We start from the raw sequence: 13,359 nt of genomic DNA on the forward strand, positions 1-13,359 counted from the left end.
GTAGCATTATCTGTCCAGTTGCCATACACCTCTAAGGTAAAGGTGTTTAAGCTGAAAGTGCCGCTATATCCGGAAATCGTCAAGTTTTTACAGGCTTCATTCTTAGTAAGATTGCAGTTTTTATTATTATTAAACACCACATCGTCATTGGCATCAGGGATACCATCTGCATCCGGTCCTACCTGAACCCAGTTGGCAGGATTATTCCACGCAGTACCGGCTGCACCTGTCCACGTAAAAGTAGCCTGTGCCCACCCACTTGTAACACAAGCCATTGTCAAAAACAGCGCCATGAGCCGGCTTTGCCATAGTGTGTATCCGCTCTTTTGTACCCTATTCATAGTGTCGTATATTTTTAGCTCGATAAACTCTTTTTTCTATATTCCCGGTAATCCAAATAAGTAACCAATATGTTTTTTTTAAAACATAAACTTACATACAAGATCGCATGGCTTCTTAAATGCTATACGATAACAAGCTCTCCGGTGTTCCAAAAAAGAAAATGCAAACATAATAAACAGAATGCAAACCAATGAATCATATTCACTTTTTTGTACAAAACCTGTATCGTTCCAAAAAGTTTGAGAAAATTACATAACACAGGGCAGCACTACCGCTTGGTAATGCTGCCCTGTATTTTCGCATTTGTCATGCACTATTCTATCACAAGACGACTATAATACATCTGTCCTTGTGCGTTTTGCACACTAAGCAGGTACACCCCTGCCTGTGGCTTTTGAGCAAACTGCAAGCGAAGCGTTTGAGTGCCGTCCGTCAATTGTTTGAGCTGCACCAAACGTCCGGTCATGTCGTACAAGCGCACGGTAGCCGCTTCCACACCACCGAAAGGCAAGACCACAAACACCTCATCACCGCTGTTGGGGTTCGGGTACACACTGAGGCGTCCGTCCTGCTGCAGTTCGCCTTTCACCTCTACCGCCACTACTTTCGAGTAGCTCACCTTTCCGTCTTTTTCTTCTTGGCGCAAGCGGTAGTAGTTCACCCCTTGGTGCGGTGCCGGGTCTATGTGATAATAAGCAGCCACTGTTTCGCCTCCGTTGCGGGCTTCTATACGGGCAATTTCCACAAACTGTTGCCCGTCGGTGCTGCGCTCAATGCCGTAATACGCCAAACGGCTTTCATTGGCAACTACCCAATCAAGCTGTACTTGGCTTTGATTGACCACCTTCGCCTGCAAACTCAATACCTCTACGGGCAACGGAATAAAGTACCAGCCATAAGTAAAGCGGCTGTTGCCCAGGGTGGTCAAAGGCTCGGTAGAGCTGATGGTTACGTTGTTGGACTGCAAGTCGCCAATACCGCCAATATCCCGCCAGAATTCACCTTTGGAGGCATAACCTCTGCGGATAGGAAGCTCTGTATTCACTACTACAGGTGTAGCCTGACGCGCATAAGGCAGATCATCATTGGAGTAATCTTGTAAGATACTCAGTTGAGTAACTAAGCTCAAGTCGGCCATCACATTGGGGTATTGCGTATCCAATGGCGGTGGTGCTGCAATGGTATTCTGAGCAGCATCAAAGCGCAAGGTAACGATGGCTTCTGCCAAGTCGCCGGCCGCTACGGCGGGTGCCGGATCCAGAGGCAAGGCTGAAGGGAAGCCTATATTTTTGATTTTCCAATATCGTTGATTGGTTACCATATTGATATTAGACGCATAGGTTGCAATATCGTGATCATTGCCATCGTCGCCACCCGGCTCATGAACACCGTCTTCATCTTCATCTTCCGGGTGCATGCCCTCCATAATTTGCATGGTAAAGGCAGTAGGGTTATTATTGGTAAGGCGTACTTGCAGCGCATAGCCATCCGATCCTGCCGGGCTGTTGCCCCCGGTATATACGTAACCGGCACGCCCAATGGGGAAGTTCAGGCGAGTGGATAACACAGAGCTGCCTTGGAAGATACGCCCTACCGGACCATCTACAAAAGCAGTATTGGGACTTGCAGAAGCAGAGCGTACCCATGACCCCAACTGGCCGATAATAATCTCTCTGCCATTACCCGTACCATCATCTTCGAAAGTCTTGAAGATGCCTCGATTCAAAGTAAGCAGGTTGTTGACCACCACGCGGCTGTTTAAGGTAACCGTTCCTGCATCTGTCAGCTTCTCTATTCGCAAGTCATAGAAATTCTCATAAGCCTGCAATAATCCCGCAGCACTATTACGTGTGATAGTCTGAGCCCCGGCCCCATTGAAAACTACCTCACCGGTGCGTGGCACAAACAAACCATTGTCATTGATCCAGTCACCACCTACATAAATTTTAATTCCATCAACATCAGAAGCATCATACACAGGCGTGACTGCCCCGGTTTTATGAATATAAAAGTCGTTATCGACAAAGAGATTGTCATTATTTTCGCTGTAGCCGCCTTGGAATTCAACATCCCAGAAGTGGCTAAAGGTAGGACCGGTGGTAATGGTTCTTGAACCTACATTTTGATTGAACACCACCCGGGCACGATCTGTGCCATCATCCTCCAAGTCGTAGTCGAAGGTGCCTGCCACACTCCATCCTTTACCGATGGTGAAAGCTTGGAAACCATTGCCCGTGCGGATGGTCACGCCCTGGCTTGCCGTGAGGTCGCCACCATATTCCGTACCACCGGGACAAGGCGACGAACGCTGGATGATGGTTTCTACTTGCCCTCCTCCACTATGTAAAATGTCTAAATTGATGGGATTGCCCCCTCCGGTGTCTATAATCAAGTCCCGGCAGGCAATTTCGGGCACTCCATTACCGGTAGCAGTAAAACCTCCCACAGTGGGCGTGTAGTTATCCGGCAAGAAAGCACCATCTGCTGTAATATTGATAGGCCCCGCTACATAACGGTGATCTATCACTATGGCGTCCTCAATGGTAGGTAGCGCATCGTCTGTCCAGTTGGCCGGGTCATGCCAGCTGGTGCCGTCGCCGTCGCCATCCCAGTATTTAATCTTACCGGACCACACGATGATAGAGTCTGCCGAACCGATCCATGAGCCTGCTGTTTCTCTATCGAACGACTCCCCAGCAAACACACCGGTAGCATTAATAAAGCGCGTTTTCTGATAGCGGATGTCAGAAGTATCGCCCGGCAAGGCGCCTACCGGCGGGTCGTCAGTAGCAACTACATTGGTATACGTATTAGAACCATTGGCCCCATCACGACGCACGTTGGAGGTGCCCGGTGAAGTAAGTGCCAGCGGGAAGTTTACATTAAAGACATCTTGTGATTCATAATTGGAAGGCAACCACAAGTAGGTAGCATCATTTACGTCTTTTCCATTGGCGAAGGTACCATCGCTGAAAGTACCTACTGCCATTACAGGGCAACCGCCGCCAAAAAGCGTAATACCCGGGCTTTCCGGGGTGCCATTACGCATATCTACCCCGTTTTCATCAGTAAACTGAATATTATAGAAACGAACGGCAGCCCGTCCATTGATATCGAAACGGTAATAGTCATTGCCCATGCGCGAGATGCGTACATACTGGTCTTGCGTACCGATGGCTTCCAATGTACCGTTAATAATCAAACTTTTACTTCCTTCAGCCGTGATTTTAGTAATATCGGTTTGCATGAGCAGCTCGGCACCGGGGTTCAGGTCTATTTTTCCTCCGGCCTGCACAGTAAGCCCCGTAAGTTGCAATGAAACAGATGTCCCTATAGGCACCGTTGCGGTCTGCACTACGTAGTTGTTCCCGATGGTGGTTTGTGCCAAGGCACGCATGCCATCCTCTATGGTGTAGGTACTGGTGCCTCCACCGGCGTTATCGAAGAATACGCGATAGAATACCTGCCCCCGGGTGCGAATGGTGTAGTTGCCCGGGGTAGTAGGCCGGAAGCGCACGGCTGCTGCTGCATTCAATATTGTTTCATCGACATAGCCACCGTTATTCAGCCAGCTGCCACCTACACGCACTTCTCCGTTATCGAAGATGAAGGTACCACCATTCAGGATAAAGTCGTCGCGTGTCGTGAGATCTGAGTTGGTAGAAAGACGGCAGGTAGCCGTTCCGTTGGGTTGTTCCATACGAAACTTAAAGCAATCGAGGTTGGCGCCTCCACCTTGAAGAATAACCCCACCGGAAGGCTTATCAATTACAAAGTCTTCCCAGTCATCGTTATTATTATATTTCACTTCTTGCTCACCGGGGCCATTCAGCGTAAAGGTCACTACATTGGCAGCATTCCCAAAGTCATTGGTTCCGGAACCATCTACCATATAGTTCTGTCCTACAAATATTTGTACATTTCCGTAAGCTTCCAGTTCAGAAGGCAAGCCACCGCTGCCCCATCTTTTTTCTATGATAATGGACTTCTTCACCGAAAAGATGATATCTCCCTGCAAAGTAAGCTGTGTATTCGGGGCATCTTGTACCTGAGGAGACAGATCTTGCGGTTCTTGCCCCCCGGACCCCATATTCTGTCCGTTAATGACCAGATTTCCTTCTATTTCTATGTTGCCCACGCCGTTCACGCCCACGATGGTAGAGGGAATGACTGCATCCATTGGTGCTGTATGCGACAAATACACATTGAAGCGCTCGAAGATGTCGTCCGGAATACGAGCATCCGTTACAATGTTCACATTATCTGCCACATCACCATCTCCGTCCGTATCGAAGTGCTCTATGTAGTTACCGTCTCCGTCCGTATCGATGGCAGCCAATTCATCTTGTCGCAACCCTATCAAAATATAATCTTCAAAATCAATAGTCCGCAGCTCCGGTGCCGAAAAAGCACTCTTGGGCATACCGGGGTAGATGCGCAAAGGATTGTAGAATTCATTATTGACAAACGACCAGTTGCGGTAATCTGCCCAGTTGGTAGGATCGAATGGAGCAGAGTTATCACAACCTTGGTCGTCTCCTTTGTTGTAATTATTTTTTCCCCCTTTCCTATCCGGGTCAGCTCTGTATGGGCTGGGGGCGCAAGGATTATAAGGCGATGAAGAATCTACCATCCCTCCTACCCAATAGATAGGTGCAAACTCAGACCAAATGATGCGGTCATCATTGGGGTCGCTGTCATCGTTATCACCGCCATCCCAGCCTTCGCCGTTGGAGCCGCCAATCGTGCCCGAAGAGGCTACCATAGTAATAACCCCACAGACGTCATTGGCAACAGCCGGCGAGCCGCAGCTAACCCCCGAATAACCAAAGGCAGCTGCAGAAGCCGCTGTGCTGGCTACAAGATTATTGTCATTTGTATTATTCTTAGAACCGGTAAAGCGCGCTCCTTTGATGGTCATGGTTTGACCGGTATTGATGGTCAGTGCCGTATTTCCGGTGGCCCCTTGAGCAAAAGAGCAGTAGCTGAAATTGTAAAAGATTGGCTCAGCATTGACCAGCTGATACCGGGGCCCGGTTTCTGTAGTATCGTTATCATTGTCAAAATCATACTCATCAATGAAGCCGATGATAGGCGGTGCCAAAACCGAACCGTAATGCATCTTGAAGCCACCATCGCTATTTGCACCTCCATCATGCAAAAAGCCGCTGTCAGCTGCCCCCTGATAGTTGAAGTTGGTAAAGGCTGCTTCGACCTGCCCCCCGGGCCATGCTTCCATACGATAATACTGACCGGGTGTACCGTCCCTGTCTACCTGCACACGCTTGGTGGGTGTTCCCAAGAAAGAAACTCTGCCTCCGTTGCCTATTTGAAGGAAAGCCCCCCGGGAAGTCTTTCCGGTGCACATGCTTAAACGTGAACCGGCCTCGAACTCAAGTCGCCCATATACGCGCAAGACGTCATTTTCACGATTACCAAAGAGCATAGTCGCTTCGGGCAAGCGGAAGGTGCCTGTCAAGACATACATGTTGCCTTGCACCCGTACCCCTTTACTGGTAGGGATTGCTACAAATTGGCTATTTGCATCTTTATAAACATACACATTGGGCAGATAAATCCCGGCAAGCCCGGCAATGGGTGAGTTGTTGATATTTTTTAACCCCTGAGTATTGCCGTTGAGTGTTTGATTCAAATTACCAACAAGGACTAACGTTGGCAACCTGTTGTTATCACCTTGTGAGCTTCCGCTATATACATCGGAAGGGCCGACATAAAAACCTGCTGTTGCAGAAGGGTAAGCTGTATTGTTGTCAACCAGATTGCCGCGTAAAAACAAAGTGATGGTGTTGGCACCAGCTGGCTCATTGCTATACAAATCAACAAACCCGTTGTTTTCAATCACCAGATCTTTTACATCAATATCTGCTGCGGGTATGTCATAAGTTCTGTCTGTGTCTATCCCCCCCGCCGGATCGAATCCCGGTTTATTTACAGTAGTATAAATGGCATCGGTCACGTTGGTAACTATCAGGCCACAGCCGGGTAGCACGTTCAACAAACGGTCAATAACTAAGGGGTTATCACGAAGGGTAACTGTATTGCCCGAGCTCTTTTGAATAATCACCTCATCAAAACGCGTAGAAGTCGACGGGCGAATTTCTACATTGCCACCTTCAATAAACTGAACGGAAGAGTTGATATTGGTCAGCAGAGGATTGGCGGCCGTACAACCGAGGCTATTCCACGAGCCGGACAGGCGGATGATAGAGCTTCCGTTGAAGGCGTCAATAAAACCGGCACCGGGCAGGACGATATCGCCCCGCACCACCAACGGCTGTCCTGTTTCGATACGCAAAGAGCCATCTTGAACAAACAAACTCTTAGGACTTGCGCTTGTACCTATCTCGATAGCCGGCGAAGTAATGCCGGCTCCCAAGATCACTCGTGCTCCCCCTGATTTATTGACATTCACAGCCGAACGGATAGCGACAGCGCTTCCGGAAATGATGGAGTTGGCCGTTCCGGTGAATTGCACGGGGGCAAAACCGGCTACTGCCGCCTGGTTCCCCACTATGAAACCTCCGGTTTGCATATAATCCCCCTGCATTCTTAATTGGGCACTTCCTGCCAGTGTAAAATCGCCACTTTCAACGGTAGTGGTACCTTGCACCTCGATATATCGAGTGGAAGGAGCTGAAAAAGCCGAAGAGCCTGTACGCACCCGCAGATTGGCCACCGGTAAAGCACCGGCTCCCTGGGCAATGAGTGTACCGCTCTCCATAATCAACTCATTGCTTACCATGCGGATCCCCCCAAAGGCACTGCCTATGATTTCCATGCTGCTACTGCCTTTGTCGAAAACCAGCGTATAAAAATAATCCGCATAAGGCAAGAAGATGTCCATCGTATAAGGACCGGCCCCTCCATCCCTCAAAATCACCGTGCCGGTACCTGCCTGGAATCGACTACTACCGGTAGCATTATCTGTCCAGTTGCCATACACCTCTAAGGTAAAGGTGTTTAAGCTGAAAGTGCCGCTATATCCGGAAATCGTCAAGTTTTTACAGGCAGCATCGGCAGTAAGCACACAGTTATTGGCAGGGCTTCCGGCAAAAACTACATTGTCATCTTTGTCCGGAATACCGTCTCCGTCTGCATCATTGCCGGCAGTGAGAGTCCAGTTTCCTGCATTATTCCATGCGGTACCGGCGCTTCCCGTCCACGTAAAGTCGGCTTGTGCCCAAGCTTGGCTTCCCCAAAGCAAGCCAAGAGCAAGAACCAACTCAGTTTATTTCTTTGCCTCATAATACTTTATTTTATGGTTTATTCATTAATCGTTTTAAGCAGGACTTAGTAAACGACCATGCAAGTTTTTTACTGAAAAAGCGCAAGGCATAGGCGCACCTCGCAAAGCCTTTGGTTTAAATAAGCAAAAATTGTAGTATTTTTGGAGGCATTGTAAGAAATAGAACAAAATAGACGCATGGTTGAGGAAGTGATACGTTTATCAGAGAAGCTGGGGCTTCGGGTCAAGCAAATCGAAGCTACCGTTCAATTGCTGGATGAGGGAGCCACCATTCCCTTTATTGCACGTTACCGCAAAGAAGCCACCGGCGGCTTGGATGAAGTGCAAATCGCCCAAATACGGGACGAGGTAGAACGCCTGCGTGAGCTGGAAAAGCGCAGAGAAACGATTCTCAAAAGCATAGAAGAGCAAGGCAAACTCACCGACGAGCTAAAAGCAGCCATTTTAGCTGCCGACACCATGAGCGTGCTGGAGGACCTGTATCTGCCCTATCGTCCCAAAAGACGCACCAAAGCGACCATGGCAAAGGAGAAAGGGCTGGAACCACTGGCCCGGCAGCTGTTTGAACAAGCCGAAAACCTGATTCCGGAAACAGCCGCACAAGCCTTTATAGATGCCGAAAAAGGCGTAAATACCACAGAAGAAGCGCTCGAAGGCGCACGCCATATCATTGCCGAATGGATCAACGAAACGCAGGAAGTGCGTGCAAGATTACGCGACTTATTCGAAGAAACCGCCCTCATCAAAAGTAAAGTCATCAAAGGCAAAGAGGAAGAAGGGCAAAAATTCCGCGATTACTTTGAATGGGAAGAGCCGCTTAAGAGCATTCCCTCGCACCGGCTGCTGGCCATCCGGCGCGGTGAAAGTGAAATGGTGCTTTCGGTCAGTATAGAACCGGACGAAGAAACAGCCATTGCACAAATAGAGCGGCTGGTATTGCAAAACCAAAGCCCCGCCGCCGAGCAGGTACGTTTGGCCATTGCCGATGCTTATAAACGCCTGCTGCGCCCCTCGCTTGAAACCGAAATGCGTTTGGCATCGAAACAGCGAGCCGACGAAGAAGCCATCAAAGTGTTTGCCGACAACCTGCGCGAATTGCTTTTGGCTTCTCCCTTTGGCGAAAAGCGCGTATTGGCTATAGACCCGGGCTTTCGCACCGGCTGCAAAGTGGTTGTTCTTGACGAACACGGGCAGCTTCTTCATGATGATGTCATTTACCCTAACGAGCCTCAGAACCAAAAAGAGGCAGCCGGGCAACTGCTTCGCCGGCTTTGCGAACAATATAAAGTAGAAGCCATTGCCATAGGCAATGGCACGGCCAGCCGTGAAACCGAGCAGTTTGTGCGCCAGCTGCAAATTCCGGGCGTGTTGGTAGTGATGGTCAACGAAAGTGGCGCTTCGGTTTACTCTGCCTCGAAGGTAGCCCGCGAGGAGTTCCCCGACAAAGACGTCACCGTCCGGGGAGCCGTATCGATTGGGCGCCGCTTGCAAGACCCCCTGGCCGAGCTGGTCAAAATAGACCCCAAGTCTATAGGCGTGGGGCAATATCAGCACGACGTGGACCAAAAAGCACTCAAAAAGAGTCTCGATGACGTGGTCATCAGCTGTGTGAATGCGGTGGGGGTAGAGCTAAATACTGCCAGCAAGCAATTGCTTTCTTATGTATCGGGGCTGAGCGAGCGCCTGGCAGACAACATTATTGCCTACCGCACAGCAAACGGCGGCTTTCGTAACCGGGAAGAGCTCAAGCGGGTTCCCGGTATTGGTCCCAAAACCTTTGAACTGGCAGCTGGCTTCTTGCGCATACGCAATGGGGAGCACCCATTGGATGCCAGTGCCGTTCACCCTGAATCATACCACATTGTAGAGCAAATGGCAAAAGACTTGGGGTGCAGCATAGAAGACCTGCTGCGTGATGCCAAACTGCGCGCGCAAATTCAAATCGAGCGGTATGTAAGCGATAAAATCGGCTTACCCACCCTGCAGGACATCATGAATGAGCTGGCCAAGCCGGGGCGCGATCCACGCCAGGAATTTGAGGTGTTTCAGTTCGACGAGCGCGTGCACAGCATAGAAGACCTGCGGCCGGGCATGCGCCTGCCGGGTATTGTCACCAATGTCACCAAGTTTGGTGCTTTTGTGGATATAGGGGTTCACCAAGACGGGCTGGTGCATATAAGCGAGCTGTCGCATGAATATGTAAGCGACCCTGCGCAGGTGGTAAAAGTACATCAAAAAGTGATGGTCACGGTTTTAGAAGTGGACATTCAGCGCCGGCGCATTGCCTTGTCTATGAAGGGCGATGCCCCTGCCTCAAAGAAAAAAGCCAAGAGCAAAACCAAGGCACACGCCAAGCAAGAAGAAGACATGGCAGCCAAGCTGGCTGCCCTGCGGGCTAAGTTTGGACAATGAGCAGTTGCATCTGAAACAGATATTTTGGTATTTTAGCGGCAAACCTATCTCAACATGGCACAAAAGAAGAAATCAGAAGTAACCAAGCAGGGCGAACAAAACAAACACTCCCTTACGCCCGATAAAAAAGCGGAAGTTTATGACTTTCCGCAAGAGACCTACCGTTTCTGGTATGAGAAGATGTTATTGGCCCGGCGTTTCGAAGAGAAAGCAGGGCAATTGTATGGACGCCAAAAAATACGTGGCTTCTGCCACTTATACATAGGACAAGAAGCCTGCGTGGCAGGTGCCGCCACAGCCCTCACAAAAGACGACAAGTGGATTACCGCCTACCGCGACCATGCCCATCCTTTGATATTGGGCACCCCGGCGCGGGCTGTCATGGCAGAACTCTTTGGTAAAGTCACCGGATGCTCGAAAGGCAAAGGCGGCTCCATGCATATGTTCGATAAAAACGTTAACTTCTTCGGCGGGCACGGCATCGTGGGCGGGCAAATTCCTCTGGGGGCAGGCATAGCCTTTGCCGAGCAATATATGGGCACACAAAACGTATGTATTTGCTATATGGGCGACGGTGCCGTGCGTCAGGGGGCTTTCCATGAGACTCTGAACATGGCCATGACCTGGAAGCTGCCCGTCATCTTTGTTATTGAAAACAACGGCTATGCCATGGGCACTTCGGTGAAGCGCACATCCAATGTCACCGACCTTTATACCTTAGGTGAAGCCTACGACATGCCCTCCGAACCGGTTGACGGCATGGTGGTTGAGGAAGTGCATTTGGCCGTGGCACGCGCTGCCGAACGTGCCCGCAAAGGCGAAGGGCCTACCCTGCTGGAGTTCCGCACCTACCGGTACAAAGGTCATTCTATGTCTGACCCTGCGAAGTATCGCACCAAAGAAGAAGTAGAAGCATATAAGCAACAAGACCCCATTGAGCAGGTCAAGCGGCGCATGCTGGAAAAAGGCTTTGGCGACGAAGCTTACTTCAAGCAAGTAGAAAAAGAAGTGAAGGCGATTGTGGAAGATTCCGTACAATTTGCCGAAGAGTCGCCTTATCCGGATCCTTCCGATATTTTCAAGGATGTGTATGTGCAGGAAGATTATCCTTTTCTGAAGGAATAGCATCCCGCAAAATGATTGAATATTGTGCAGAAGCCTGCCCCACCGCCCGGGAAGCAGGCTTCTGCCTTTTTGAGTTGAATGCTCGTGAATGACTGTTGTTGTTTTTTGCCAAAAAGAAAAAAAGCAGTGGCAGCTGTCATTTCTCACGGAGCAGAAGCGAAGTGAAAAGTCGCATCCGCGGCGGGCATGTTGTTTTTGTCATGTCGAACGAAGTGAGACACCTCGCCAAGCCAAACTTCTTTTTGATACAAGAGATTTCCCGCTTGCGCTCGAAATGACAAGGAAAAGGACACTCGAAAAAAATAAGAAGACGCAAAAGACAAAGAAAAACCAAAGTGTAACGAAAGTGCTCCAACGGTGCAGCGAAGCACGTCATTTCTCACGGAACACAAGCGAAGTGAAAATTCGCATTCCCGGCGGGCATGGGTATTTATCATGTCGAACGAAGTGCAAGCGAAGCATGTCATTTCTCACCTCACGCAGTGAAGTGAGAAATCTCAATCTTCCCCCCAAGCCACAAAAAGCAAAGAGATTTCCCGCTTGCGCTCGAAAGAGCAAAAGGACAAAGGTAAGAGTCGAACCAACAAAGAAGGTTGAAAAGAATAAAAAACCCTCTAAAGTCCCCAAACACTTTTTAACCGCAAATAAAAGCATGACCGGCAGCACCTGCCCCCGGCACGCATAACCTTCAAGCAAAGCTTAGGTCACTAAAAAAAAGTTTGTGCTTCTTCTTTCACAAAGCGCAAAGCGGGGTCCACCGGGTCAAAACCGGACTCGTTCAGGTTGTTTAAAATAGCTTTGGCAAGTACCAGTGCTTTGGCGTTTTCATCTACGGTGGCTGCGGTATTGTTGATGAGAGTAACCACCCCTTCTTTTGCCTTTTTCACTTCTTCCCAGGCGGCAATGCTCATGTACAGTTGCTGAGACAGATTATGCGAAAACTCTTGTTGTATTTCATGCAGCAAAACGTGACGCAGCTCACCGGCTGTCAGGTCTTGAAACTGTATGCGCAGCAACAGCTGTGTAGGCGACATACGCTCAAGCAGCAAGCAAATGCGCTCATAGGCATGCAGGCGATGCTCAAGAGCAGTTTCACTGTATTTTAAACGCAATTCAGCCAGTTTTTTTTCAAAATCTTTTTGCAAAAAAGCGCGCACCGTAGCGTAGAGCGCATAACTTACGATGGCTAAGGGAATGCTCACTTTCAGTAGGTCAAGAAGTACTTCCATTCGTTCGAATTTATTTTTTTTGTGAAGCGTTTCAAAAATAGGGATTTTTTCAAAGTATCGGCTATGTTCAACGAACTACCTGTAAAAATTACGGCAACGGCTCTGGAAGCCATCAAAGATATAAAAGCCAACAAAGGCATACCGGCAGACTATGGACTGCGTATTGGCGTAAAGGGCGGAGGCGGCTGTGGCGGTGCCCAATTCCTTTTAGGTTTCGACCATCCCAAAGAAGATGATGCCATTTATCAATTGGAAGGCATCGATATCTATATTTCCAAAAAACACTTTATCTATCTTTTGGATGTGCAAATAGACTACGAAGAAACCGAAGAAGGAGTAGGCTTCACCTTCACCAAGCTGCAAACAAGCTAAGAAGCAGAAGGCTGTTTTTTTGCATCTTTCAAGCCGGCATCAGGTTCAAAATAAGAAAGCGGGGGGTTTTTCACCAAGAGTCCTTTGGTGTAGTGCATCATCTGCAGGGTCAAGCTCACAACATCACGCTTTTGCCCTTCGGGAATAGCTATCATCAGCTCATAGGGGCGTTCGGTATCGTCTTCATAGAAAGCGCCGATGCGGCACTTGGCATGGGAGTAACGCATGATGTAATCGAACGGCTTGAAGTGTTGCAGGCTTACACAGTACAGATAGTCGAAGCGTTCCTGCATGAAAGCTTTGACTTCTTCGGTATGGACGGCCTCGCCTCTTTTCAGATCGTTCTTAGTGAAAAAATCAAACTTAAAATCATAAGGGTTGGAGTGTTTTTCTTCAAAATAGGCCATTGCCCGCACCTTTTTGCCATCTTGTTTCAGGATTTTCACCCAAAAGTTAAGCGCCCCGTGGCTGTCTTCGTCGGTACTGTTAAACAAAATACCCACCGTGCGCACTTCTTCATAATTGAGCGCATAACGCTGTACCTGTGGCAAAGGGGGGCAACGGTGCCTGCCCAATATTTTATCCCAAAAACTCATAACTGTTCCGCTCAAT

At 49.1% G+C, this 13,359-nt stretch carries 7 protein-coding genes; 3 read left to right on the forward strand and 4 right to left on the reverse strand.

The window, feature by feature from the left end:
- Positions 1-341 (reverse strand): hypothetical protein (locus K384_RS04630; protein ID WP_038029950.1); only part of this gene is annotated, 341 nt, incomplete at its 3' end.
- Positions 342-655: 314 nt separating this feature from the next.
- A complete protein-coding gene (locus K384_RS04635) occupies positions 656-7,585 on the reverse strand; it encodes a T9SS type A sorting domain-containing protein (RefSeq protein ID WP_038029953.1) in 6,930 nt (2,309 codons plus the stop codon).
- A gap of 201 nt (positions 7,586-7,786) precedes the next feature.
- On the opposite strand from K384_RS04635, the gene K384_RS04640 reads away from it, so the two are divergent.
- Entirely contained in the window at positions 7,787-10,021 is a 2,235-nt protein-coding gene (locus tag K384_RS04640) for a Tex family protein (RefSeq protein ID WP_038029955.1), read from the forward strand.
- Between the two features lie 54 nt (positions 10,022-10,075).
- The gene (gene pdhA / locus K384_RS04645) at positions 10,076-11,146 is read left to right on the forward strand and encodes a pyruvate dehydrogenase (acetyl-transferring) E1 component subunit alpha (protein ID WP_038029958.1); all 1,071 of its coding nucleotides are present in this window, start codon (positions 10,076-10,078) and stop codon (positions 11,144-11,146) included.
- Between the two features lie 707 nt (positions 11,147-11,853).
- On the opposite strand, the gene K384_RS04655 is transcribed toward pdhA, so the two are convergent.
- On the reverse strand, positions 11,854-12,375 hold the full coding sequence (locus K384_RS04655; protein ID WP_038029962.1) for a DUF7935 family protein: 522 nt from the start codon (positions 12,373-12,375) through the stop codon (positions 11,854-11,856).
- A gap of 63 nt (positions 12,376-12,438) precedes the next feature.
- On the opposite strand from K384_RS04655, the gene K384_RS04660 reads away from it, so the two are divergent.
- The gene (locus K384_RS04660) at positions 12,439-12,747 is read left to right on the forward strand and encodes a HesB/IscA family protein (protein WP_051633122.1); all 309 of its coding nucleotides are present in this window, start codon (positions 12,439-12,441) and stop codon (positions 12,745-12,747) included.
- Here the strand turns inward: K384_RS04660 and K384_RS04665 are convergent.
- Positions 12,744-13,343, reverse strand: a complete 600-nt coding sequence (locus K384_RS04665; RefSeq protein WP_157630060.1) for a DUF6913 domain-containing protein — start codon at positions 13,341-13,343, stop codon at positions 12,744-12,746. The genes K384_RS04660 and K384_RS04665 overlap by 4 nt on opposite strands.
- Positions 13,344-13,359 lie beyond the last annotated feature (16 nt).

This window comes from Thermonema rossianum DSM 10300, assembly GCF_000426825.1.
Taxonomy (GTDB): Bacteria; Bacteroidota; Bacteroidia; order Cytophagales; family Thermonemataceae; genus Thermonema; species Thermonema rossianum.

What these genes read in the sequence shown, in the direction of transcription:
- K384_RS04640 (WP_038029955.1), top strand. Translation starts at nt 7,787, where the DNA reads ATGGTTGAGGAAGTGATACGTTTATCAGAGAAGCTGGGGCTTCGGGTC.
- pdhA (WP_038029958.1), top strand. Translation starts at nt 10,076, where the DNA reads ATGGCACAAAAGAAGAAATCAGAAGTAACCAAGCAGGGCGAACAAAAC.
- K384_RS04655 (WP_038029962.1), bottom strand. Translation starts at nt 12,375, where the DNA reads ATGGAAGTACTTCTTGACCTACTGAAAGTGAGCATTCCCTTAGCCATC.
- K384_RS04660 (WP_051633122.1), top strand. Translation starts at nt 12,439, where the DNA reads ATGTTCAACGAACTACCTGTAAAAATTACGGCAACGGCTCTGGAAGCC.
- K384_RS04665 (WP_157630060.1), bottom strand. Translation starts at nt 13,343, where the DNA reads ATGAGTTTTTGGGATAAAATATTGGGCAGGCACCGTTGCCCCCCTTTG.